This is a genomic window from Arthrobacter sp. 4R501 (assembly GCF_002929755.1).
Taxonomy (GTDB): domain Bacteria; phylum Actinomycetota; class Actinomycetes; order Actinomycetales; family Micrococcaceae; genus Arthrobacter.
The window spans coordinates 1-24,482 of the sequence record NZ_PJIW01000019.1 but is presented as its reverse complement, the minus strand read 5'-3'; the positions used below and the strand labels follow the sequence as shown (position 1 = coordinate 24,482).

Below are 24,482 nucleotides of genomic sequence, written 5' to 3'. Positions count from 1 at the left end.
AGCCGTCCCCCCGGCCGCGGTCACGCCGCGCCGGCGGCGGCCTGCAGCCGCTCCGCCGGGACCATCCCCACAAAGACCCTGCCGTCGTCCGTCAGGAGGACGTTGACCAGTGCCGTGGACAGGAGCCGTCCGCCGGGAACGACGACGGCGGCCTGGGACAGGAGCGGATCCTTCAGCAAGGATTCAGTCCAGGCAGCCCCTTGCCCGCCGGGTGCCGCGGGGAACCCGATCACCGTTTCCCAGCCCTTGCCGGTCACCGTGGGCCGCGGTGCATCGCGGTGCCGCAGGCTGGCGTCGCTGCCGGGAACCTTGTCCGGGGCGGGGACCTGCTTCGGCGGGGCGGCGGGCTGGTCCAGGGGAACCGCGTCCGGAGGAACCTGGTCCGGGGCCGTGGGCTGGTCCGGGCCGCTGTCCGGAACCACGCCGGGCGTAATCCCACCGGGAGCGGGCGGGAGGGCAGGCCTGCCGGGCATATACGGGACCGGCGGCACTGGCAGCTCTTTGACCGTCGCGCCCGGCGGGGCAACAAACGTAAACACGGAGTCGTCCGGAGCCGCCAGGGACAGGCTGGTGAAGCCGGCCTCAAAGGCCGGTTCCGCCTGGCCGCGTGCCATAACAGTTACGCGCAACGGCATTCCTGTCTCGCCGTCGACGGCGATGGCAACTTTCTCAAGCAGCGTCCCCTGCGTCCTTGGCGCCAGTGCCAGGCTGTAGGCGGACCGGCCAGCGACTTCGACGTCCGGACCCACCGTCACCTCGGTGGAACTGTCCACGACGGCGAGGAATTTCCGGGCCAGGTCCTCGGGCGTCGGCATTACGGGGGGCACTGGCGGGCCGGGCAGGATCTCGCCGGGCAGGATGGGCAAGGGCAGGTCGGGCTTCGGAAGGTCCGGACCCGGCAGGTCCTGGCCCGGCAGGTCGCCGGGCGGTGCGGGAGGTCCTGGCGGTGCCGGAGGTTCAGGCAGGGCGGGGGTTTCGGGCACAGGCAGCGGCAGGTCGCTGGCGAACGCCGGCAGGGCCAGGTGGGCGGCGCTGTTGTCCTTGGAGTTGTAGAACCACACGTCGTTGTCCCGCCGGATGACGTCGCGTTCAGCCAGCCGGTCCATCACTTGGACCCGCATCTTGGTTGGCCCGTCCATAAAGATCCGGGCGGTGTGTTCGCCGGTCAGGAACTCCAGGACCGACGCGGCCCCGCCGGCCGACACCGGTCCGGAGCTGGGACCGGCGGCCGGCAGTTCGGGCAGGCCCAGCTCGGCGGACTGCTGGACTGTTCCGGAGAATGACCTGGTGTTGTGCTGGCCCAGGAGGGTCAGGACCTCAGCCGGAGTCTTTTGTGGCAGCGGGTCGCCGGCCCGCGCCGGAATGGATCCCACCAGCACGCCGGCGGCGATCACTGCAGGTACAGCTGCGGCAGGCACCCAGCGCAGCCATGCGCGGTTCATGCCAGCCCCGCTTCATCCTTGGAGCCCATACTTCAGGTTACGCCTGGGGACCGCCGCGCACACGTCCCTTCTGGAAGTCATGCCGAGGGGCACTCCGGCTACGACGGCACCACGGTTCCGGCGCCGCCGTCGACCGTTATTTCCTGCCCGGTGAAGAGCCGGAGCGTGGCGTCCGGGACGCCCACCACCGCCGGGATGCCGTACTCCCGCGCCACCACGGCCCCGTGCGAATTTGGTCCGCCCATCTCCATCACCAGTCCGCCCGCGGTGAGGAACAACGGCGTCCAGCCGGGGTCCGTGGACGGCGCCACCAGGATTTCTCCCGGTTCCAGATGCGCACCCACCGGGTCCAGGATCACACGGGCGGCCGCTGTGACAACACCGGCCGACGCCGGGCTCCCGCTCAGTGCCCCCGGCACCTTGGATGCCGTCACAGCGTCGCCGGATGGAATGGCTTCCGGCTCCGTGCCGTCCGACAGCAGCACCCGGGGTATGTGGCGCCGTTCAAGTTCCACGGCGTAGTCCGCGCGCCGCTGCGACACCAGGTCCCGGAGGTCAGCCGCTCCCGAATCGAGGCCGGTCCGGGCTTCATCCAGGTCCAGGAAGAAGACATCATCAGCGTCGGCTACCACCCCTGCCGCAGCCAGCGCCGCGCCGGCCAGGGCCAGTTGTTTCCGCACTTCGGCGAGGCCCACCACCAGCTGGTACTTGGGCAGTTCGCGCAATCCGGCGAAGAGCCTGGCCCGACGCAGCGCGGCCCGGACCACCGTTCCGCGCAGCCGGCCGCGGCTCCGCGCCTCCGCGACGAGACGGCCAACGCAGGCGTCCGCTTCCTCGGCGGCGTTGCTGAACTGGACATCCGGCGCCAGCGCTGAATCCTCGAGCCGGAGATAGTTGGCCAGGACTCCCAGGATGTGGGTGGGGTCGTCCGACCAGCGGGGCATACCGACGTCGATCTCGGCCACGGCGCGGTGCCCGTACTGGCCCATGAACCGCGCCAGCCCGGATTGCAGCACCGCGGGCAGCTGGCCCGCGCGGAACTCTTCCGCCAGCTCGGCGGGTTTCCGTTCCGTCACAGCAGCACGGGAACCGCCGTCGTTCTTAATCACCTGGGCGAGGCGCCACAACTCCAGGTCCATCTCGGTGGTGACGTTGTTGGGCAGCCCGCGGAGCACAACCTGCAGGTCATCCCACCGGCCGCCGCCCAGCAGTTTTCCGGCGAGCGCCAGGGCGGCGAACCCGAGAGCCGGGAGCGGCAGGATGGCCGGCACCACCGAGAAAATCCGGGTGCCGAGCACGTGTTCGACGTGGTCCAGGCGCTGCAGCGGGGTGAGGCCGGCGGGCGGTTCGAGGGAGTCGGCGAACTCGCGCGCCCGTCGGCTGGTCCTGCGGAGGGCCGCGTCCGGGCGGAAAACGGCCCGAAGCAGCGTTTCCGGCACCCGGGCATGCACCGCCGCCGGGACCACGTGCCGCAGCAAACCCAGCGGCGTCCTGCGCGTCACGGAAAACCGCGGGTCCTCGAAAACCCGGCGCAGCACCGTGGCCGACCGGGCTTCCATCACGTCAAAGACGCGCGGGATGATCCGCCGACCGGTGGTGCTGCGGGCTACGGCGGTCAGGTCAAGGTAGATCCGCTGGGCCGCCACTGCGTAAGGGGACGGACCCTTGCGCGGCTCGGGCACATCGAATTGCGCCGCGCGGGCCACGGAAGAGGCAATAAGCCGGAAGGCTGCCAGGCCCATGGGCGTGATGGGGCGGGTCAGGCCTTGCGCCAGGCTGAAGCAAAGGTAAACGCGCGTGCCCTCCCCGCCGGCGGCCCGCTGCGGTACTGGGAACAGCGTGGTGATGGGCCGCGACTGGGTCAGCCAGAAATGACCATCGCCGGCAATGGCCCATTCAATGTCCTGCGGCGAGCCAAAGTGACCCTCCACCCGGTGGCCTAAGGCTGCAAGTTCGGCGGCCTGCTTGTCCGTCAGGCATGCCGCGGCCCCGCCGTTGCTGATGGCCAGAGTCCGTGTGCCGCCGCCGGGGATGGGCCGGACCGCGATCCGTTTGTCCCCAAGCCGGCGTTCCAGCACGCGCCCGGTGAGCGGGTCCACGACGAAATGGTCCGGGTTCACGGCTCCGGACACCACCGCTTCCCCCAAGCCCGGGCTGGCATCGATCACGGCCTGCTTCCGGCGGCCCGTCAGCGGGTTCGCGGTGAAAAGCACGCCGGCGGCGGTGGCATCCACCATCCGCTGGACCACCACGGCCAGCGCCACCGCGGCCGGGTCTATCCCCCGGCTTGCCCTGTAGCTGACCGCCCGGTCCGTCCAGAGCGAGGCCCAGCAGTTGCGCACGGCTTCCACGACGGCGGCAGCGCCCACCACGTTCAGATAAGTGTCCTGCTGGCCGGCGAAACTCGCCGACGGAAGGTCCTCCGCAGTGGCCGAGGACCGGACGGCCACCGGAACGTTGTCGCCCAGGGCTGTGTAGGCCTGTTCGACGGCGGCGGCCACCTCGGGAGGTACCGGGGCGTTCTGGATAATACCCCGGGCCCGGGACGCCAGCGCAGCCAGGGCGGGGAGGTCGCCGTCGGGCGTTGCCTGAAGAGCAGTGTGGACGTCGGCGAGCATGCCGTCCGTTCGATGCGCGTGGCCCGCGATCGCTTGGCGGTAGGCCTCCGTAGTGAGGCAGAATCCGTCAGGCACGGGCAGGCCAGCGGCGAGCAACTCCCCCAGGTTGGCCGCTTTGCCACCCACCAGGGGAACCATTGCTGCGGTGACCGCCTCCAATCCGAGGATGGGAGATGAACTGCCGGTGTCAGGCATTTTCATGCCTCCTGCTGCGAAGGTGATGGGTCAGGCTGCGCCGGGGATCGGTCCGAACTGCGCCCGGTCCGCCAGCCGCGGATCGTCGCGGTCCGGAACCACCAGGACCGGGCTCTTGGCGTGGTGGAGCACGCCGCCGGACGTGGAGCCCAGGAGCATGCCGGTGAACCCGCCACGGCCCCGGGTGCCCACAACCACCAGTTCTACGTGCCGGCTGGCCTCAACGAGAACATCCACGGCCGAACCGTCCAGCAGTTCCGACTCCACGGAAAGGTTGGGGTAGTGGCTTTTGAGCCAGGCCATCCCGGCGTTGAGTTGGACCCGGATGTCATCGAAGAGGGCTTTGCGGTCCATAGGGGCCGGAACCCAGGCCAGGGAGCCGCTGAACTGCGGCACCGCACAGATCACGCGCAGGGTTGCCCCGAGCCGTTCAGCCTGGTCCGCAGCCTCCAGCACGGCGATGCGTGCCTGTTCGGACCCGTCCACGCCCACCACCACAACGTTCTCGACCTGCTTGTGTCCCGGCTTGGCCTGCTCGGCCCTGATGCGCTTGTCTTCGGTGGTTTCGCCCAGCCGGTCCGAACACACCAGCGGCACCGTGACCGTGGGGCACTTAGCGTGAGCTGGCAGGGCGCTGCTCACTGAGCCCAGCAGGCGTCCTACAAATCCGCCGCGGCCGCGGGTGCCGAACACCAGCAGATCGGCTGTCTCGGACATTTCCAGGAGCACGCCTGAAGCGTCGCCGTTCTCCACGGAGCCGTCAACTTCGATGTTGTAGCCCGAAACCTTGTCCAGCGCCTGCTTGACGATCGCTTCAGCACCCTCGCGGATCACCGAATCATCCACGGTGGCGTACCCGCCGTCCAGCCCGGACGCCGCAAAGATCGGCACTGAATACGCGGTGACAATATGCAACGGCCGACGGCGGCGCTCGGCTTCCCGGGCAGCCCACACCAAAGCGCACTGGCCGTGGTCGGAACCATCCACCCCCACAACAATTCCCACCGGAGCAGCCGAATTTCCGGCCCGGTCCTGTTCCGGATCCGGATGCATCTCTTGTGCGCCCATCGGGCCGCCTCCTCGCGATACTGCCTTATGTTGCGGCTATTCTGCCAGAAGCGGCGCCCTCCGCCCGCACCGGCCGCGATGTGCGCCCCGACGGGCTGGAGAACCCTGCTTCCGCTTCTCACTATTCTCGGTCCGCAGACACTTAGCAAGCGGCTGCGGACCGCTGGATGGCGGGTTATCCACAGCCCGTGGCAAACGGAGTGGCAACCGAATTCAACGATAAGAAGAATGTTTGTGTTTGGGCTATCCACGGCCCTGAATGTTCTGTAGTCTTCGAGGCACTGCCGGTCCGCCGACGCCCAATTCAGGAGCGTCCCGGGCCGGTGCTGCGGCCGGACTTTGGGGGTAACGGAACGCATGCGGGGCAACGCTGCCTGCATCCGAAAGCCTTTGAAGGAGGAAAACTGTAGTGTCAAGCATGCCTCTGAATGGCGGGACCGAACGGACCACCACGGTGATCATCGGCACGGGGCTCTCAGGCCTGGCTGTTGGCGCAGAACTGCGCCGCCGCGGCGTGGACGCGATTGTGGTGGACGGGCTCGACATCCTCGGCGCCGGACAACCGGCCAACACCGCTTCACTGCAGCGCTGCGACGCAGCCGACTCCGACTCCCTCCGGGAGCGCAACGAGATCCTCCGCCACCTGCGCAACTACGCCGCCAGCCACCACATGGATGTCCGCAACACCACCCGGGCGGTTCAGCTGACCATGGTGGGCGGCGCACCAGGCGGAAATACTGCGGGAACAGCCGCGGGCTCCCCGTCCGGCAAATGGGAAGTCCATACGCCCAACGGAATCCTGCTGGCTGACAACATTGTGCTGACCCGGTGCGCGCACAGCCAGCTGCGTCGCATGCTCAGCGACTTCGGCATCACAGTTGGCCGCAACCTGGTGGCAGCCATGCGGCAGATCGGCATCTACCTGGTGGGAGTGGGCGAGCTCATCACGCCCTCACCCAAGGAAGTCCTGCGTCAGGCGAAGACCGTGGGCCAGGCCATTTCAGCAACGGTCCAGGCCACGGTCCACCCGGAAAGTGCCGCCGCCGTCTAGGCCTGTTCGGTTTCGTCGTCGTCGCTGTCTGCGGTGAGGCGGCGCTTCGCGAGGATACCGATCGCCACCAGCAGCCCCACGGCCACTGCGGCAAAGATCACCAGGCTCAAGGGGAACGGTTCGGACGCGCCTTCGGCCGGGACCGGAGCCGCCACGGTTCCCGGCTGGGCGGTTCCCATCGTGGGAACCGCGGCCGACGGCGATGCTCCCGCCGCCGATGTTCCCGAGGGCGCGGCTCCCGCCGCAGCGGCGGTCGCCGTGAAGCCGAACGTCCCCTCGATCGGGTGGGAATCCGAGCTGACGACGCGCCAGGCCACCGTGTATTCGCCCGCCGGAGCGCCGGCTTTGAGCTTTTGCGTGGCAGTGCTGTCCACGATCTCCACAGCCCCGTCCGCCCACTCAGCCCCGGCGGAATCCTTAACGGAGAACTGTGCGCCGATGCCCAGCGGGTTCTTGTTGAAGGTGACGGAGACCTGTTCCGGCGCCGTGGCCACCGTGGCGCCCTGCCCGGGACTGCTGGACTCGGCGGCATCGTGCGCCGAAGCCGGGGTAGAAAATCCCAGCAGCGCGGCGGCGAGAACGAAGGTTCCGAGCACAACGCTCAGCAACTGGCGGCGGATGGATCGCATGGGTGTACTGCTCCCTTGGGGTGGCGTCCTTCAAGCCTAGGCGAACTTCCGTGGGCAGCGGCAGCACACGCTTCCCGGGCACGTTTCCCGGGCACTCTTCCCGGGCACCGGCATTCAGCCGGCGACGTAGGCCGCGAGGTGCTTGCCGGTGAGCGTGGACTTGGCGGCCACGAGCTCGGCGGGCGTCCCCTCGAAAACGACCTTGCCGCCGTCGTGCCCTGCACCCGGGCCGAGGTCGATGATCCAGTCGGCGTGCGCCATGACCGCCTGGTGGTGCTCGATGACGATGACGGATTTACCGGACTCGACCAAGCGGTCCAGGAGGCCGAGGAGGTTTTCGACGTCGGCGAGGTGGAGGCCGGTGGTGGGTTCGTCGAGGACGTAGATGTCGCCCTTCTCGGCCATCTGGGTGGCCAGCTTGACGCGCTGCCGCTCGCCGCCGGACAACGTGGTGAGCGGCTGGCCGAGGGTCAGGTATCCGAGCCCGACGTCAACGAGCCGGTCCAGGATCTTGTGGGCCGCGGGCGTGCGGGCCTCCCCTTCGCTGAAGAAGACCTCAGCCTCTGTCATGGACATGGCCAGCACCTCGGAGATGTTCCGGCCGCCCAGCGTGTACTCCAGCACTGACGCCTGGAACCGGCGGCCCTCGCAGTCCTCGCACGTGGACTCGACCGTGGCCATCACGCCCAGTTCGGTGAAGATGACGCCCGCGCCGTTGCAGGTAGGGCAGGCACCTTCGGAGTTGGAGCTGAACAGCGCCGGCTTCACGTTGTTGGCCTTCGCAAAAGCCTTGCGGATCGGCTCGAGCAGGCCTGTGTACGTGGCGGGGTTGCTGCGGCGGGAGCCCTTGATGGCGCCCTGGTCGACTACCACCACGCCGTCACGTCCTGCCACCGACCCGTGGATCAGCGAGCTCTTGCCCGAACCGGCCACACCAGTAACAACGCAGAGCACGCCGAGTGGAACGTCGACGTCGACATCCTGGAGGTTGTGTGTGGAGGCGCCACGCACCTCGAGGACGCGGGTCGAGGCACGCACGGATCCTCTGACCTTCGCCCGGTCATCGAGATGGCGGCCGGTGATGGTGTCGCTCCGCCGCAGCCCCTCCACACTGCCTTCGAAACAGACGTTGCCGCCCGCGGTGCCGGCGCCGGGTCCGAGGTCGACGACGTGGTCGGCAATGGCGATGGTCTCGGGCTTGTGCTCCACGACGAGCACGGTGTTGCCCTTGTCGCGCAGCTGCAGCAGGAGCTGGTTCATCCGTTCGATGTCGTGCGGATGCAGGCCGATTGTGGGTTCGTCGAAGACGTAGGTGACGTCTGTGAGGGACGAGCCCAGGTGCCGGATCATCTTGGTCCGCTGCGCCTCTCCGCCGGAGAGGGTGCCGGCCGGGCGGTCCAGTGAGAGGTAGCCCAGCCCGATTTCGGCGAAGGAGTCGAGGAGGTGCCGCAGGCCCTTGAGGAGCGGCGCGACCGACGGCTCGTCGAATTCGCGGACCCACTCGGCCAGGTCGCTGATCTGCATCTCGCAGAGGTCGGCGATGTTCTTGCCCTGGATCCTCGAGGACCTGGCCTCGGGGCTGAGCCGTGTGCCCTCGCACTCGGGGCAGGCCTGGAAAGTAATGGCGCTCTCCACGAAGCGCCGCACGTGCGGCTGCATCGCCTCGACGTCCTTGGACAGCATGGACTTCTGGATCTTGGGGATGATGCCCTCGAACGTGAGGTTGATGCCCTCAACCTTGATCTTGGTGGGCTCGGCGTACAGCATCGTCTCGAGTTGCTTCTTCGTGAACGTGCCAATCGGCTTGTCCATCGGGAGGCCCATTCCCTCGAACAGCCGGCCGTACCAACCGTCCATGCTGTAGCCCGGGACCGTCAGGGCGCCTTCGCCAAGCGACTTGCTGTCGTCGTACAAAGCGGTGAGGTCAAAGTCGGAGACCGAGCCCATGCCCTCGCAGCGCGCACACATGCCGCCCAGGTAGACGGCATTCTGCACCACGGCCTTCTCGACCCGGCCGCCGGCCTTCTCGGTGCTCATCACACCGCTGGCCTTCCGCGTCGGAACGTTGAAGGAAAACGCCGTGGGCGGCCCGACGTACGGGGTGCCCAGCCGGCTGAAGAGGATCCGGAGCATGGCGTTGGCGTCCGTGGCAGTGCCCACCGTGGAGCGGGGGTTCGCGCCCATCCGCTCCTGGTCAACGATGATCGCCGTGGTCAGCCCGTCGAGGTGGTCCACGTCGGGCCGCGCCAGGTTGGGCATGAACCCCTGCACAAAGGCGCTGTAGGTCTCGTTGATCATGCGCTGGGACTCCGCGGCAATCGTCCCGAACACCAGTGAGCTCTTGCCCGATCCGGACACCCCGGTGAACACCGTCAGGCGCCGCTTGGGGATCTCGATGCTGATGTCTTTAAGGTTGTTCTCCCGGGCGCCCTGCACACTGATCAGATCGTGGCTGTCGGCAACGTGGGTCGCGGGGAGCTGCTGGACTGTCGATGTGTCAGTAGTCATGGTGTCTCCAACATTGCTCGGCATTGTGAGGTTCCTGACAGACATTCTAGGCGCGCACACTGGCGCGGTCCCTGCCCTCTAGGATCAAGTAACCCCAACAACACATCCCGGAGGACTAATGCTTAAGCAGGGCTCTGCCTTGGACCGGTACTTCAAGATCTCCGAGCGGGGGTCCAACCTCTCCCGCGAGATCCGCGGCGGCTTTGCCACGTTCTTCGCCATGAGCTACATCGTGGTGCTTAACCCCCTGATCCTCTCCGGCCCGGATTCCAGCGGCAACACTCTTGGTTTTGCCGCAGTGGCCGCTGTGACGGCTTTTGTGGCAGGCATCCTCACTATCCTGATGGGCGCCTGGGGCAGGCACCCCTTCGCGCTGGCCGCGGGGCTGGGCGTGAACGCGTTTGTGGCCGTCACGGTCGCCACGAACCCGGGCCTGACGTGGCCGGACATGATGGGCCTGGTGGTTCTGTCCGGCGTGACCATGATGATCCTGGTCCTCACCGGCTTCCGGACCGCCGTCTTCAAGGCCGTCCCGGACGGGCTCAAGACCGCGATCGTGGTGGGAATCGGCCTGTTCATCGCCCTGATCGGGCTGGTGAATGCCGGCTTTGTGCGCCGGATCCCGGACGCTGCCGGCACCACCGTTCCCGTGGGCCTGGGCTTCGACGGCAAGCTGCTGGGCTGGCCCACGGCCGTCTTTGTGTTCGGCCTGATCCTCACCATCGCCCTGGTGGTCCGCAAGGTCAAGGGCGCCATCCTGATCGGCATCATCGCCTCCACCATCATTTCCGTGATCCTGGAAATGACCCTCCACATCGGCCCCAGCTTTGACGGCACTACCGCCAACCCGCAGGGCTGGTCCCTCGTGGCACCGTCCTTTACGGGGTGGAGCGCCCCGGACCTGTCGCTGATCGGCAAGGCCAACCCGTTCGGCGCTTTTGAACACCTGGGCTTCGTGGCCGCCACCCTGCTGGCGTTCGTGATCCTGCTAAGCATCTTCTTCGATGCCATGGGCACCATGGTGGGCCTGGCCAACGAGGCCGGCACGGTGGACAAGGACGGCAACATCCCGGACGTGGACCGCGTGCTCCAGGTGGACGCGCTCGGCGCGATCGTGGGTGGCGGCGCGTCCGTCTCCTCGAACCAGATCTATGTTGAGGCCGGCGCCGGGATCGGCGAGGGTGCTCGGACGGGCGTGGCGTCCATCGTCACCGGCCTGCTGTTCCTGGTGGCCATGTTCTTCACCCCGCTGATCAACCTCGTTCCGTTCGAGGCGGTGGCCCCGGCCCTGGTAGTGGTGGGCTTCATGATGGTCTCCCAGGTGGGCAAGATCGACTGGCAGGACTGGGGAATCGCCCTCCCGGCTTTCCTGACCATGACCCTGATGCCGTTCACGTACTCCATCGCCAACGGTCTCGGCGCAGGCTTCATCGCCTATGTCCTGATCCGGGCGTTCCAGGGCCGCATCAAGGACGTCCACCCACTGATGTGGGCGGTAGCCGGCGCGTTCCTGCTGTTCTTCGCCGTCGGTCCCATCGAGGCCGCACTGGGCATGCCCTAGCCCTTCAGCACATACCGCCGCTCGGGCCTGCCCACGCCGTACTTGAGCCGGACCTCCAGCACGCCTTCGTCGTGGAGGTACTCCAGATACCGGCGCGCACTGACCCGGGACGTGCCCAACTGGACGGCCACTTCGGCGGCGGAGAGGTCGCCGTCGGCCTCCTTCAGGGCAGCTTCCACGAGCTTCAGCGTTTCGATGCTGCAGCCCTTCGGCAGCGGCCGATCGGTCCGGTCCAGCCCGAACACCCGGTTCACGTCCGACTGCTCCGCCACATCCTTGGCCGAGTCGAGGCCCTGGTAGGCGCTGCGGTAGTGCTCCAGCCGTTCCTGCAGGTCAGTCTGCGAGAAGGGCTTGATGAGGTAGTGCACAATCCCGCCGCGGAGGGCCTTGCGCACCGTGTCCACCTCACGGGCGGCGCTGATCACCAGGACATCCAGTTCCGGGGCCGCTTCGCGCAGTTTGTGCATCAGGTCCAGGCCGTTGATGTCCGGCAGGTGGATATCGAGCAGCACCAAATCCGGTTGCAGCCGCCCCGTTTCGATGACCGCCTGGGCACCGGTATGGGCCACCCCGACGACGGCGAACCCGGGAGTGCGCTGGATGAACCCTGCATGGACCTTGGCCACCATAAAGTCGTCATCGACGATCAGCACTTTGATCATTGCTGCATTCTCCGTGTTCGTTCCAGCCGGGTTCGTTCCAGCCGGGCGGTAAAGACCGCCCCGTCGTCGTTGGTTACCGTGAGATCGCCGCCGCTGCGCCGGCAGACCACCCGGGAAAGCGCCAGGCCGAAGCCCCTGCTGCCGCCGGGGCCCGGGTCCTTGGTGGTGAAACCCTGCTGGAAGATCTCCCCCGGATCCCCGGCGACGCCGGGGCCGGAATCGCTTACGGTGACCGTGACGCCGTCGGCTGTGTCCTCCACGAGCACCCTGACCACTGCCTCCGGAAGCCCGGTGACGGCGTCGAATGCGTTGTCCACCAGGTTCCCGACGACCGTGGTCAGGTCGCGGGACAGCTCATCATCAACGCGCTTCAGCCCGGATTCCGGGTCCAGCTGCAAGGTGACCCCGCGTTCGGTGGCGAGGCTCGACTTGGCGATCAGGAGCGCGGCGAGCGCCGGGTCCTGGATACGGCTGGTGACCTCGTCGTTGAGCCGGGTCCTGTCCAGCGTGGCACCGTTGACGAACTGGACCACGGAATCGTATTCCCCGATCTGGATGAGGCCGGAAATCACGTGCAGCTGGTTGGCGAATTCGTGGGCCTGGGCGCGGAGGGTGTCGGTGGCCGTCCGGGTGGCTCCGAGTTCCCGCTCGAGCGCGGACAGTTCCGTGCGGTCGCGCAGTGTGGTGACGGAGCCGATGTCGCGGCCGCGAGAACGGATGGGCACGCGGTTCAGCACCACGAGTCGATCGCCAACGAGCACCAGCTGGTCCGGCTCCGGCTGCTCGCGGGTGAGGACTTCCTTGAGCGCTGGCTCCACGGACAGGCCGGCCAGGCTCTTGCCCACACAGTCAGAGGGGAGGCCAAGCAGCGCGCGGGCACTGTCGTTGGCCACGGTGATGCGCTCATGCGGGTCCAGCGCCACGACGCCTTCCTTCAGGCCATGCAGCATGGCCTCGCGGTTTTCCACCAGGCCGGTGATTTCGCTTGGTTCCATGCCCAGGGTCTGCCGCTTGACCCGGCGGGAGAGCAGCAGCGAGCCGGCAACACCCAGCACACTGGCCACACCGAGATAGGTGAGGAGGTTGGGCACGGCATCCCCCAGCCGCTCCAGCGTGGAGGGGTAGTTCCGGCTGATGGACGCGATGCCGATCATTTTTCCGCCGTCGTCAAGGACCGGAACGTGCGCGGACAGCTCCTCCGTGCCGGATCCGTCCACCACGCCGGTCCACGCGCGGCCTTCGAGCACGCGGCTGGCGCCGAGTTCCAAGGGCTGCCCCAACAGGCTGGGATTGGAGGAGGCGACCACCGTGCGGTCGAGCTTCGCGAGCGCCACGTGCGAGGATCCCGACACCGTCCGCACCGACTCGGCCACGGCGGGAAGGGCTGAGCCGCCGCGGGGTTCGGCCTCGGGCAGCAGCGCCCGGACGGTGGGATTGGCACCCAGGGCTTCGGCAGCGGACAGCGCCCGGCGGCCCTCAACCCGTTCGAACGCCGCAGCGGACTGGGCGAGGGAGATGGCCACTACGGCCACCAGGACGGCGAAAACGATGAGCAACTGCAGAACCAGGTACTGCCCCGCCAGGGACATGCCTCTTCGTCGAGTCACTGTGGTTCTTTCCTCTGGTTGCGTGGTCTTTGATTGTCGGGCCTCTGGTGGTCAGGCTACCTGAACTATGGGCGCTGCATGGCGCCGGTGGGCCACCGGAAACGTGAACGCAATGAACTTAACTTTCTCTGCGTACACAAGAGTGATGCCCGTCACTTAGGGGCCTAGCATCGGATCACCAGTCAGTTTCTTGCTGATCAGATTTAGAGAAGAGGAACACCATGCGCCAGATCCGCGCATTGCGAATTGCCGCCGTCGCCGCCGGCATCGCCCTGATGGCCACCGGCTGCGGTGCCACCGGGAAGAGCTCTACCGACGGAGCCAGCTCCGGCGCCCCCGCCGGCCCGCTGACCGGGCTCCAGATCATGGTCCCCAACACTGCAGGCGGCGGCTACGACACCACCGCCCGCGTGGCGGCCAAAGTCCTCGAAGACGAGAAAATCGCCACGAACCCCGAAGTCTTCAATCTCGCCGGCGCCGGCGGAACCGTGGGCTTGGCCCGCATCGTCAACGAAAAGGGCAACGGCGACCTCACCATGCTCATGGGCCTGGGCGTGGTGGGCGCGAGCTACACCAACAAGTCCGAGTCCAAGCTGACGGCCACCACCCCCCTGGCCCGGCTCATCGAAGAACCCGGCGCCATCATGGTCAACAAGGATTCGCCCTACAAAACCATCGATGACCTGGTCAGGGCCTGGAAGGCTGACCCGGGTTCCATCAGCGTTGGCGGCGGTTCCTCCCCCGGCGGCCCTGACCACCTGCTGCCTATGCAGTTGGCCGGAGCCCTAGGCATCGACGCCACCAAGGTGAACTTCGTGTCCTACGACGGCGGTGGAGACCTCCTCCCGGCCATCCTGGGCAACAAGGTGGGCTTCGCGGCCTCCGGTGCAGGCGAATACCTCAAGCAGATCGAATCCGGTGCGGTCCGTGTCCTGGCCACCAGCGGCGAGAAGCGGCTCGACGGCGTGGACGCTCCCACGCTCAAGGAATCCAACATCGACCTGGTGTTCACCAACTGGCGCGGCATTGTGGCCCCTCCCGGCATCACCGACGCTGACAAGGCCAAGCTGATCGCGGCACTCGAAAAGATGCACGGCACGGCCGCCTGGAAGGAAGCCCTGAAGACCAACAGCTGGAGCGACGCCTTCATCACCGGCGCCGAGTTCGAAACCTTCCTGACCGAGCAGGACAAGCGGGTGGCGGACGTCCTCACGAAGCTTGGCCTGGCGTGAGCTCCTCACCAACATTGGCCTCACGGCTCAAAGGCCGCTCCGAGCTGGGGGTCGCCCTCCTGCTCGGGGCGGCCGGAGCCTTGGTCATCTGGGACGCAACCCGGATCAGCACCACCTACTCCCAGTCTGATCCCGTAGGACCGAAGACCCTGCCCTTCATTGTGGGAGGCCTGCTGCTGGTCTGCGCTGTCATGCTCGCCGTCAACGTGCTCCGCGGCGGCAAGGGCGAAGCGGAAAGCGGCGAGGACGTGGACCTTTCCCACCCCGCCGACTGGAAGACTGTCGTCCCGCTTGCAGGCGCCTTCATCGCGAACATCCTGCTGATCGACTGGGCCGGGTGGGTCATCTCCGGCACCATCCTGTTCTGGGGAAGCGTCTGGGCATTGGGTGGCCGGAATTACATCCGTGACGGACTCATTTCCGTGGCGATGTCCCTCCTGACCTTTTACGGCTTCTACCTTGGCCTCGGCATTAACCTGCCCGCCGGTCTCCTGGAAGGGATTCTCTGATGGATGTCTTTTCCTCCCTGATGGACGGCTTTGCCACCGCCCTGACCCCCATGAATTTCCTCTACGCCGTGATCGGCGTCGTCCTGGGTACCGCCGTCGGCGTCCTCCCGGGCCTCGGCCCGGCCATGACTGTTGCGCTCCTGCTTCCGGTCACGTACGCCCTGGAACCCACCAGCGCCTTCATCATGTTCGCCGGCATCTACTACGGCGGCATGTACGGCGGCTCCACCACCTCCATCCTGCTGAATACGCCGGGTGAATCGTCGTCCGTGGTCACGGCCATCGAAGGCAACAAGATGGCGAAAGCCGGCAGGGCCGCGCAGGCGCTGGCGACGGCGGCTATCGGCTCGTTCGTGGCCGGCACCATCGGTACCGCCCTGTTGGCAGTCTGCGCGCCGGTGGTGGTGCAGTTCGCCGTCAGCCTGGGATCGCCCAGCTATTTTGCCATCATGGTCCTGGCCCTGCTTGCGGTCACCGCTGTCCTGGGCTCCTCGCGGCTTCGGGGCTTCGCATCCCTGGGCCTTGGCCTCGCCATCGGCCTGGTAGGCCTGGACGTGGTCACTGGCCAGGCCCGGCTCACGTTCGGCGTGCCGCTCCTGGCGGACGGTCTGGACATTGTGGTGGTTGCGGTGGCCATCTTCGCCGTGGGCGAGGCACTGTGGGTTGCCGCGCACCTCCGCCGCAACCCCCTGCAGGTCATCCCCGTGGGGCGTCCCTGGATGGGCAAACAGGACTGGAAGCGGTCCTGGAAGCCCTGGCTCCGCGGCACCGCCTTCGGCTTCCCGTTCGGCGCACTTCCGGCCGGCGGCGCCGAGATCCCCACGTTCCTCTCCTATGTCACCGAGAAGAAGCTCAGCAAGCACCCCGAAGAGTTCGGTAAAGGCGCCATCGAGGGTGTGGCCGGTCCGGAAGCAGCCAACAACGCTGCCGCTGCCGGCACCCTGACGCCCATGCTGGCCCTGGGCCTGCCCACCAACGCCACGGCCGCCGTGATGCTGGCAGCGTTCACGCAGTACGGCATCCAGCCCGGGCCGCAGCTGTTCGAAAGCGAGGGACCGCTGGTATGGGCCCTCATCGCGAGCCTCTTCATCGGCAACTTCCTGCTTCTGATCATCAACCTGCCGCTGGCACCGATGTGGGCGAAGCTCCTGCAGATCCCGCGGCCCTACCTGTACGCCGGCATCCTGTTCTTCGCCACGCTGGGCGCCTACTCGGTGAACCTGCAGGCGTTCGACCTGGTGCTCCTGCTGGCGCTCGGCGCGCTGGGCTTCATGATGCGGCGCTTCGGACTTCCTGTCCTGCCGCTCATCCTCGGAGTCATCCTCGGACCGCGCATCGAAAAGCAGCTCCGCCAGACGCTGCAGCTCAGTGCCGGCGACCCTGCCGGCCTTTGGAGTGAGCCGATCGCCGTCGGCATTTACATCATCATCGCCCTGATCCTCCTGTGGCCGCTGCTGTTCAAGCTGATCCGCCGGAACCGGCCGGCAGCAGTGCCGGCAGGGGTGCCCGCCACCCGCTCCGGCGCATCCGAACCGACGGATGCCTCGGGTGGCAGCGCCAGCCAGGGCAGCCACCGTGCCACCACTGGCGGCGACGGGGACGGCGACGGCTAACCAGCCGGCTACCCGCTCCTGGGCATCAGCCCCGCATCGGCCCGCCCCCCGCATCCGCCCCACAGCAGAAGATCAACTGACAGAAAAGAGGTACAGCCATGACGATTGTGGTGGGATACGTCCCTACCCCGGAGGGCGAAGCGGCCCTGACCCAGGCCATCGCCGAGGCCAGGAAGAGCAACAGCACCCTGCTGGTCATCAACTCCTCCAAGGGCGATGCCCTGGTGGACAGCAGGTACGCCCAGGAAGACGAAGTGCAAAGCATCGACCAACGCCTCGCCGCCCACGGGATCGACCACGTGATCAAGCAGCCGGTCCGTGGGCATGACGCGGCAGCGGAGGTACTCGATGCCGCGGAGGAGCACAACGCCGAGCTTATCGTGATCGGTCTGCGCCGCCGCACCCCGGTGGGCAAACTGATCATGGGCAGCACGTCGCAGCGGATCCTGCTCGAGGCGGACTGTCCCGTTCTGGCCGTCAAAGCGGGCATGGCGGGCTAACCCGGTCGAATCCGGGCGCCACCTACTATCCGAAGTTTGTTCGTGAGACCCAGCCTCGACGGTGCGGTCCGGCGAACAAGCTTCGGATTCGGCGTCTGTGCGCACGAGACAGCAGTCATCTGACATCCTAGGTCCTGTATCCGGTACAGTGGATCGAGCCGTTTGGCACGAGACACAGAAAGTTCGGCACATGACTACAGCATTTTTGGAACGCCCCCTGGCCGCCGTGGCGGCCGTCGAAGCCGCGGCTTCCCTGTCCATCGACCTGCAGTTTTCCACAGCGCACGAGATGCACGAAGGACTGGACAACGCTGTTGCCACGCTGATCGAGCCGGCAAAAGAAGCCGTCTGCGGCATCCTTGTGACGCGCCTGCGCCCGGGACGCTTCATCGTGGCCCTGGACGAGTCGGTCCCCTTCGGTGAAACGTACGAAAGCATTGCAGCCTGAGCTGATTCGGCCCTGGATCCGGGCTTCGATCGATGCTTCGATCCCGCCACGCGATCCACGCAAAGAGTCCCCGACTTCCGTTACCGGAAGTCGGGGACTCTTTGCTATTTGGTCTTGTGTTCCTAACTCCTGCGGACTTCTACACCGTCGGATTTAAGGAAAAGTTCCTTTTCTGACGGAGTGGCCGGCACGAGCCACAGCACGTTCCCGCTCTGCGATACTTCTTCCACTTCGCCCGCCGCAATGACATGCGCGTGTTTGATGATTTCCACCCGATCCCCGGCTTTGAGCGTTCCCCACTCAGAGATGGTGGCCGAGTGGACATTGCGCCTCGACAGGACAGCCCCACGTGCTTTCATTTGAACTACTACCCCTTTGTATACGTCCTGCGCCACAGCCTCTTTGATGTGACTTTCACTACACCTTCAGTTCTACTACACTTCCCGGCGTCGAATTGTTCGTGTTGCACCATATTTCGACATTGGCCGAATTTCTCGGCAGGACCGAAGGATATTCCCGCTCAGGCAAGATTTCCGACGGCGGATTCGGCGGCCTCCCGGACCCTGCCGGAGGCAACCAAACGGTCAGCCGCCTCCAGCTCAGGTGACAGGAACCGGTCGGTTCCGGGGCCTTCGACGACGGACCGCAACACCCCGATCACTGCAGCGCCTGCCGGGCCGGGGAGGAGCTCGCCGTCGGACAGCTGCGTCCGCATGTCGATGGCTCGGGCGCTCGTCACCAGTTCGATGGCCAGGACACGGCGGAGGTTCTCCACGGCCTTGCGCAGCTTACGGGCAGCGTGCCAGCCCATGGACACGTGGTCCTCCTGCATGGCGGAGCTGGGGATGGAATCCACCGACGCCGGGACGGCAAGTCGCTTGTTGTCCGAAACCAGCCCTGCCTGCGTGTACTGGGCGATCATCAGGCCCGAGTCGACACCCGGATCCGCGGCCAGGAACGCCGGCAGCCCGTGCGAACGCGCCGGGTCCAGCATCCGGTCCGTCCGGCGCTCAGCGATGGAGCTGAGGTCCGCAACGGCAATGGCCAGGAAGTCCAGGACGTAGGCCACTGGTGCGCCGTGGAAGTTGCCGTTGGAGCTGACGCGCCCGTCCGGCAGGACCACCGGGTTGTCGATGGCCGCGGCCAGTTCACGGGATGCCACCAGGGCGGCGTACTCCACCGTGTCCCGTGCAGCCCCTGCCACCTGGGGCGCGCAGCGCAGCGAGTAGGCGTCCTGGACTTTGGAATCCCCCACGCGGTGCGAGGCCACGATCGGCGAGTTCGACAGCACACGCAGCATGTTGTCCGCGCTGGCGGCCTGGCCGGGGTGCGGACGCAAGGCCGCATGCAGCTCCGGCACAAAAACCTGGTCCGTACCCAGCAGCGCCTCGACGCTGAGCGCGGCGGTGATATCCGCCGTCGTCAACAGTTGGCGAAGGTCCGCGATGGCCATCAGGAGCATGCCCAGCATTCCCTCGGTGCCGTTGACCAGCGCCAGGCCCTCCTTCTCGGCGAGGGTGACCGGCTCGATGCCGTGCCCGGCGAGCAGCTCGGCGACAGGCGCCTCACCCCGCCCGCCGTACGTCACGCCGTCGGGCCCTTCCGCTTCACCCTCGCCCATCAGCACCAGGGCGCAGTGGGACAGCGGGGCGAGGTCGCCGGAGCAGCCAAGCGAGCCAAATTCGCGGACCACCGGGGTGATGCCGGCGTTGAGTACGTCCACCATGGTCTGCAGGACGACGGGGCGGACGCCCGTGCGGCCGGAGGCCAGTGTCTTGGCCCGCAGGAACATAATGCCGCGGACCACCTCGCGTTCCACAGCCGGGCCCATGCCGGCGGCGTGGCTTCGGATCAGCGATTTCTGCAGCTGGGTGCGCAGCTCGCTGGGGATGTGCCGGTTGGCCAGCGCGCCGAAGCCGGTGGAGATGCCGTAGGCGGGGGTCTCACTGTGCGCGAGTTCGTCGATGTGCGCGCGGACCTTCGCCACTGTGTCCAGCGCCTCCTGGGCGATGGTCACCTGGGCGTTGTGGCGGGCGACGGCGACAACGTCCTCGGGCGTGACGCCGCTGGAGCCGAGGGTGACGGTGAGCGGTGCTTGCGTAGGGGCCACGCGGACAGGGTTCCCTGGCCGAGCCTGCGAGGTTAGGGAGTTCGTGGGGATGGTCACTTTGTGATTCCTTCTTGCATGGGAATGCGGACGCCGCGTTCTTTGGCGACGTCGGTGGCGCGGTCGTAGCCGGCGTCGGCGTGGCGGATGACGCCCATGCCGGGGTCGTTGGTGAGGAGGCGTTCGAGTTTCTGGGCGGCGAGGTCGGTGCCGTCGGCGACGGAGACCTGGCCGGCGTGGATGGAGCGGCCGATGCCGACGCCGCCGCCGTGGTGGATCGAGACCCAGGTGGCGCCGGAGGCGGTGTTGAGCAGGGCGTTGAGCAGCGGCCAGTCCGCGATCGCGTCGGAGCCGTCGGCCATGGCCTCGGTCTCGCGGTACGGGGAGGCGACGGAGCCGGAGTCGAGGTGGTCGCGGCCGATCACGATGGGCGCTTTGACCTTGCCGTCCTTGACGAGTTGGTTGAACAGTAGGCCGGCCTTGGCGCGGTCGCCGTAGCCGAGCCAGCAGATCCGGGCCGGCAGGCCTTCGAACTCGACACGGTCCTGGGCCGCGTCGATCCAGCGGTGCAGGTGCTTGTTCTCGGGGAAGAGTTCCTTGATGGCCGCATCGGTGACCGCGATGTCTTCGGGGTCACCGGAGAGCGCGACCCAGCGGAACGGGCCGAGACCTTCGCAGAAGAGCGGGCGGATGTAGGCCGGGACGAAGCCGGGGAATTCGAAGGCGCGGGTGTAACCGCCCTTGCGGGCCTCGTCGCGGATGGAGTTTCCGTAGTCGAAGACCTCGGCGCCGGCGTCCTGGAACTCCACCATGGCCTGGACGTGCCGGGCCATGGAGGCCTGGGCCTTCTTGGTGAAGCCCTCCGGGTCGGCGGCGGCCTCGGTGTGCCACTCGGCGACCGTGATGCCTTCGGGCAGGTAGGACAGCGGATCGTGGGCGGAGGTCTGGTCCGTGACGATATCGACCGTGAGCTCGCCCGCACGGTGGCGGCGCAGGATCTCGGGGAAGACCTCCGCGGCGTTGCCGACGTAGCCCACGGACCAGCCGCGGCGCTCTTCCTTGGCTTTGAGGACCTTCGCGATCGCGGTGTCGAGGTCGGTCTCGACCTCGTCGAGGTAGCGTTTGCCGGCGCGGCGGCGCAGGTGGCTTTCGTCAACGTCGACGATCAGGCAGGCGCCGTCGTTCAGGGTGACCGCGAGCGGCTGGGCACCGCCCATGCCGCCGCAGCCGCCGGTCAGGGTCAGGGTCCCGGCGAGGGTGCCGTCCTCGTCCCCGGTGAGTTTCCGGGCGATCGCGGCGAAGGTCTCGAAGGTGCCCTGCAGGATGCCCTGGGTGCCGATGTAGATCCAGGACCCGGCGGTCATCTGGCCGTACATCATCAGGCCCTCGGCCTCGAGGCGGCGGAATTCGGGCCAGTTCGCCCAGTCGCCCACGAGGTTGGAGTTCGCCAGGAGCACCCGCGGCGCCCATTCGTTGGTCCGGAACACACCGACCGGCTTGCCGGACTGGACCAGGAGGGTCTCGTCCTTTTCCATCGTTTCGAGGGTGCGGGTGATCGCATCGAACGCCGCCCAGGACCGGACGGCGCGGCCGGTCCCGCCGTAAACCACCAGATCATCCGGGCGCTCCGCGACCTCGGGGTCCAGGTTGTTCATCAGCATCCGCAGCGGGGCTTCTGTCTGCCAGCTCTTGGCGGTGAGCTCGGTGCCGCGGGCAGCTTTGACCGGGCGGGCACCGGTAGTGAAATCGGCGGGTGCCATGAGGGGCTCCTTTGTGTTCTGGGCGAGTACGAGGTTCGCGGTGTTGGGAAGAGGTTCTGTATCAACTAAAGCCGTTCCGGGCGGGGCCGGACAGGGCTTTCGGAGGGGTGGTGTCCGGGATTCCAGACTGCTGCGGGTTCCTGTCGGACCGTCGGGGGAGGCAGAGCCAGCCGACGGCTGGCAGCACTACTTGGCAGGGCGGCCGTGGATGCGGACGGAGAGTTCGTCCGCTACTTTCTGGACCCGCGCGGCGAGCGCCGGCCATTGGTCCGCCGGCAGTTTGTCCTCGAGGAACGTGACGGCGACTGCCGCCGTCGGCCATCCCACGTGGTCCGTGACAGCGGCGGCGATCGAACCGAAGCCGGGCGTCACCTCGCCATGTTCGGTGGCGTAGCCGCGCTGCCTCACTTGGTCCAGGTGCGAGGACAGCGCGGAGTACTTCATGATGGCGCCCTCCACCTCATGCCGGGCGGTGAAGGCCTCGGCATTCGGGTAAAGCGCCCGGACCTGCGACTTGGGCAGTGCGGCGAGAATGGCGCGGCCGCTGGCTGTGAGGTGGCTGGGAAGCCGGACGCCGACGTCGGTCACCAGGGAGGGGCGGTTCTTGGCCCGTTCCTCCACGATGTAGAGCACGTCGCGGCCGTGGAGCACGGCCAGGTGCGCGCTCTCACCGATGACGTCCACCAGCGACGCCAGCAGCGGCCGGCCCAGGCGGGACAGCGGTTCCTGCCGCGAATACGCCGAGCTCAGCTCGAAGGCACTGATGCCCAGCCCGTAGCGCTGCTCCTCGTGCAGATGGAGGACAAAGCCGTTCGCCTCCATCACCCCCAGGAGGTGGTAGACGCTTGAGCGCGGCAATCCCAAGGATGTTGCAATGCTCGACGCCGCCATCGGCCCCCGTTTGGAGGCCAGCAGCTTGAGGATACGCAGGGTGTTCTCGGCGGCGGGGACTTTGGACGCCACCCTTGGTTCAGTGCCCGCCTCTGGCCTGGCTTCCGTGCTAGGCAACACTGCACTCGACTCCACTGTGCCCTCCGTCATTTCTCGTGGGGCTTCCGGCCATGTCCGGGATCCCGTACTTAACCTTGCGCCCACGGCCCGTCCCCTCACTGCCATCAAAACACGGCCGGTGTCCGGGATACCAGACACTTGCCTTCGATGCGGGTCAGTCCGGAGTTGTTTGGGCGTAGGCTGGCTTCCCGGCCGCTCGGGCCCGCCCTGGCCCGCCGGGGCAGCTGGATCGGGTCCGGCTGCGTGGGCCGGAGACGCTGGTCGTAGGCTGAAGCGTATGGCCTCAACCAGCGATATCCTTGCCGCGTACGATTCCCAGCTCCGCCGGTTGGTTCCGCCAGCGGTTCCGGCAGGCCACGAGTATCAACTGCTAGGCCCCCTGCTTCGCGTGACCGGACAGCGGCGGGGCTTCATCGAGTCGGCTCGTGATGCCGGCGTGGAGGGCGGAATGCTCGACACACTGATCGTCGAGCAGCGTGACTACTTTGCCGGCCGCGGGGAAGCCGTCGAGTGGAAGATACGGGCGCATGACCTCCCGGTTGATATTGAGTCCCGGCTTCTGGCCGCGGGCTTCGCACCGGAAGACCGCGAGACCGTCCTGGTGGGTGAGACGGCAGCGATGGCCGGTGATCCGGCGGTCCCCGAAGGCATCCGTGTGAGGCCAGTCTCAGAACGTGGCGACCTGGAGCGGATTGCGCGCATGAAGTCCGTGGTGTGGGGCGCTGACTACAGCTGGGTGGCCGCGGACCTGTCTGAGCGGCTGGCCTCGGACCCGGAAAACCTGGTGGTCTTCGTAGCGGAGGCCGCGGGCGAAGTGGTGTCGGCGGCCTGGCTGGAGATCAATCCGGGCACGGACTTCGCCGGTTTGTGGGGCGGCTCAACTTTGCCTGCATGGCGCGGGCGCGGGATCTATAAGGCTCTGGTTTCCGCACGCGCCCAGGTGGCGGCCGCCCGTGGAGTGAAGTACCTGCACGTGGACGCGTCCGCTGACAGCGAGCCGATCCTGCGAAGGTTGGGGTTCAGGGCCATCACCACCACCACTCCGTTTGTGTGGACTCCTCCTGTGAGGGGCGATAGCCCTGGAGCAGCTGGATAGAGCCCGCCCCCGCGAGGACGAAATGTCATGCTGCACCACCAACTGCGCTCCCGTGACTCAAACCAGCGCCCAATCTGGGAAGGTACCTTCTTTCAGTGATGATCCTGCAGCTGGCCATTGGGCAGGGATGAGTGGTCGGGCAGGCCCGGAGAATCCGCGCCAACGTGTTGAAGTATGAGCTCTTCGAGAAGCTCCGGCGGCCAGTGGGGTGGTTCCCAGTCGGGGTCTTCGCTGGCGTAGTGCCGTCCGGTGGGTGATATCCAGCCGGGTGGTTCATTCTTGGTGGCGGTGGTGGGTTTCCAACCGCTGGTGTGTCTGAGTCGGTGGTGCTTGCGACATGGCTGACCGAGGTTACTGATCCCGGTACGGCCGCCGTGGGCCCAGGCGAGGAGGTGGTCTGCTTCGTTGTCGAGGGAGTGGTTGCTGCAGCCGGGTAACGGGCATCTCCCGTCCCGTAGTCGTAGCCATTGGCGCTGGGCTTTGGTGAGCCGGTAGCTGGTCCGCCCGATCTCGAGCGGTGCGCCGTCGCGGGGATCGATCAGGACGCGGTGGAAGGACTCGGCGCCGCCGGCGATGAGCCGGCGGGCCATAGACGGCGGGATCGGGCCGTATCCGTCGCGCATGGCGGGCTCATCCGTGACACCCAGCAGCGAGAGGACAGGGACCGTAACAAGAACCTGCGCCCTCGGCGATGGAACAACAGGCGACGGAACACGATTAGCAAAACCGCTGCTCATTTCCCGGCTCCCATCACCGGTGCCGCCGAGAAGCCAGTCGGCGACGGTGTCAGCGCGGAGCTGGCTGAGGTTCCGGTCCTCATGAGGCCCCTGCAACGCCCTGGCCGCAGAGGTGGTCCGGTTCCAGA

Annotated in this window: 20 protein-coding genes; 8 read left to right on the top strand and 12 right to left on the bottom strand. The window is 67.1% G+C overall.

Features of this window, described 5'->3' with window-relative positions; translation table 11 throughout:
- Positions 1–20: 20 nt before the first annotated feature.
- From CXR02_RS23040 to CXR02_RS17500, 3 genes are all read right to left on the bottom strand, one after another.
- Positions 21–1,442, bottom strand: a complete 1,422-nt coding sequence (locus tag CXR02_RS23040) for a hypothetical protein (protein ID WP_258061074.1) — start codon at positions 1,440–1,442, stop codon at positions 21–23.
- 98 nt (positions 1,443–1,540) lie between these two features.
- Positions 1,541–4,261, bottom strand: a complete 2,721-nt coding sequence (locus CXR02_RS17505) for a PEP/pyruvate-binding domain-containing protein (protein ID WP_104063148.1) — start codon at positions 4,259–4,261, stop codon at positions 1,541–1,543.
- A 24-nt stretch (positions 4,262–4,285) separates the two neighbouring features.
- Positions 4,286–5,323: a universal stress protein gene (locus CXR02_RS17500; protein ID WP_104063147.1), complete on the bottom strand. Its 1,038-nt coding sequence runs from the start codon at positions 5,321–5,323 to the stop codon at positions 4,286–4,288.
- 418 nt (positions 5,324–5,741) lie between these two features.
- Between CXR02_RS17500 and CXR02_RS17495 the strand changes: the two genes are divergently transcribed.
- Positions 5,742–6,374, top strand: a complete 633-nt coding sequence (locus CXR02_RS17495; protein WP_104063146.1) for an FAD-dependent oxidoreductase — start codon at positions 5,742–5,744, stop codon at positions 6,372–6,374.
- Here the strand turns inward: CXR02_RS17495 and CXR02_RS17490 are convergent.
- Positions 6,371–7,003: a copper resistance CopC family protein gene (locus CXR02_RS17490; RefSeq protein WP_104063145.1), complete on the bottom strand. Its 633-nt coding sequence runs from the start codon at positions 7,001–7,003 to the stop codon at positions 6,371–6,373. The genes CXR02_RS17495 and CXR02_RS17490 overlap by 4 nt on opposite strands.
- Positions 7,004–7,117: 114 nt before the next feature.
- Entirely contained in the window at positions 7,118–9,511 is a 2,394-nt protein-coding gene (locus CXR02_RS17485) for an excinuclease ABC subunit UvrA (protein WP_104063144.1), read from the bottom strand.
- A gap of 118 nt (positions 9,512–9,629) precedes the next feature.
- On the opposite strand from CXR02_RS17485, the gene CXR02_RS17480 reads away from it, so the two are divergent.
- Complete coding sequence (locus CXR02_RS17480) at positions 9,630–11,072, top strand: NCS2 family permease (protein WP_104063143.1); 1,443 nt, start codon at positions 9,630–9,632, stop codon at positions 11,070–11,072.
- Here CXR02_RS17480 and CXR02_RS17475 read toward each other — a convergent pair.
- Both CXR02_RS17475 and CXR02_RS17470 read right to left on the bottom strand, forming a co-directional pair.
- Positions 11,069–11,734, bottom strand: coding sequence for a response regulator (locus CXR02_RS17475; protein WP_104063142.1), 666 nt, complete (start codon positions 11,732–11,734; stop codon positions 11,069–11,071). The two genes, CXR02_RS17480 and CXR02_RS17475, sit on opposite strands and share 4 nt — an antisense overlap.
- Positions 11,731–13,323, bottom strand: coding sequence for a sensor histidine kinase (locus tag CXR02_RS17470; RefSeq protein ID WP_104063141.1), 1,593 nt, complete (start codon positions 13,321–13,323; stop codon positions 11,731–11,733). Before CXR02_RS17470 ends, CXR02_RS17475 begins: the two co-directional genes overlap by 4 nt.
- Before the next feature lie 239 nt (positions 13,324–13,562).
- On the opposite strand from CXR02_RS17470, the gene CXR02_RS17465 reads away from it, so the two are divergent.
- The 5 genes from CXR02_RS17465 to CXR02_RS17445 all read left to right on the top strand — a co-directional run bounded on the left by CXR02_RS17465 (position 13,563) and on the right by CXR02_RS17445 (position 17,643).
- A complete protein-coding gene (locus CXR02_RS17465; RefSeq protein ID WP_104063140.1) occupies positions 13,563–14,573 on the top strand; it encodes a tripartite tricarboxylate transporter substrate binding protein in 1,011 nt (336 codons plus the stop codon).
- Positions 14,570–15,082 (top strand): tripartite tricarboxylate transporter TctB family protein, encoded by a 513-nt coding sequence (locus tag CXR02_RS17460; protein ID WP_104063139.1) that lies wholly within the window; start codon positions 14,570–14,572, stop codon positions 15,080–15,082. The genes CXR02_RS17465 and CXR02_RS17460 overlap by 4 nt, the downstream gene beginning before the upstream one ends.
- A complete protein-coding gene (locus tag CXR02_RS17455; protein ID WP_104063138.1) occupies positions 15,082–16,695 on the top strand; it encodes a tripartite tricarboxylate transporter permease in 1,614 nt (537 codons plus the stop codon). The genes CXR02_RS17460 and CXR02_RS17455 overlap by 1 nt, the downstream gene beginning before the upstream one ends.
- Positions 16,696–16,793: 98 nt before the next feature.
- Positions 16,794–17,195: a universal stress protein gene (locus CXR02_RS17450; protein ID WP_104063137.1), complete on the top strand. Its 402-nt coding sequence runs from the start codon at positions 16,794–16,796 to the stop codon at positions 17,193–17,195.
- Positions 17,196–17,385: 190 nt separating this feature from the next.
- Positions 17,386–17,643 carry a hypothetical protein gene (locus CXR02_RS17445; RefSeq protein WP_104063136.1) on the top strand — a complete coding sequence of 86 codons (258 nt, stop codon included), beginning with the start codon at positions 17,386–17,388 and terminating at the stop codon, positions 17,641–17,643.
- Positions 17,644–17,765: 122 nt separating this feature from the next.
- On the opposite strand, the gene CXR02_RS17440 is transcribed toward CXR02_RS17445, so the two are convergent.
- The 4 genes from CXR02_RS17440 to CXR02_RS17425 all read right to left on the bottom strand — a co-directional run bounded on the left by CXR02_RS17440 (position 17,766) and on the right by CXR02_RS17425 (position 22,518).
- Positions 17,766–18,002, bottom strand: coding sequence for a hypothetical protein (locus CXR02_RS17440; protein ID WP_056348863.1), 237 nt, complete (start codon positions 18,000–18,002; stop codon positions 17,766–17,768).
- Between the two features lie 161 nt (positions 18,003–18,163).
- On the bottom strand, positions 18,164–19,753 hold the full coding sequence (gene hutH / locus CXR02_RS17435) for a histidine ammonia-lyase (protein ID WP_104063202.1): 1,590 nt from the start codon (positions 19,751–19,753) through the stop codon (positions 18,164–18,166).
- Between the two features lie 53 nt (positions 19,754–19,806).
- On the bottom strand, positions 19,807–21,510 hold the full coding sequence (locus CXR02_RS17430; RefSeq protein WP_104063135.1) for a urocanate hydratase: 1,704 nt from the start codon (positions 21,508–21,510) through the stop codon (positions 19,807–19,809).
- Between the two features lie 186 nt (positions 21,511–21,696).
- Positions 21,697–22,518, bottom strand: a complete 822-nt coding sequence (locus tag CXR02_RS17425; RefSeq protein WP_181037282.1) for an IclR family transcriptional regulator — start codon at positions 22,516–22,518, stop codon at positions 21,697–21,699.
- A gap of 280 nt (positions 22,519–22,798) precedes the next feature.
- On the opposite strand from CXR02_RS17425, the gene CXR02_RS17420 reads away from it, so the two are divergent.
- Positions 22,799–23,617, top strand: a complete 819-nt coding sequence (locus CXR02_RS17420) for a GNAT family N-acetyltransferase (RefSeq protein ID WP_104063133.1) — start codon at positions 22,799–22,801, stop codon at positions 23,615–23,617.
- Between the two features lie 92 nt (positions 23,618–23,709).
- On the opposite strand, the gene CXR02_RS17415 is transcribed toward CXR02_RS17420, so the two are convergent.
- Positions 23,710–24,482: HNH endonuclease signature motif containing protein (locus tag CXR02_RS17415; RefSeq protein WP_146072563.1), on the bottom strand; the 773-nt coding region annotated here is incomplete at its 5' end.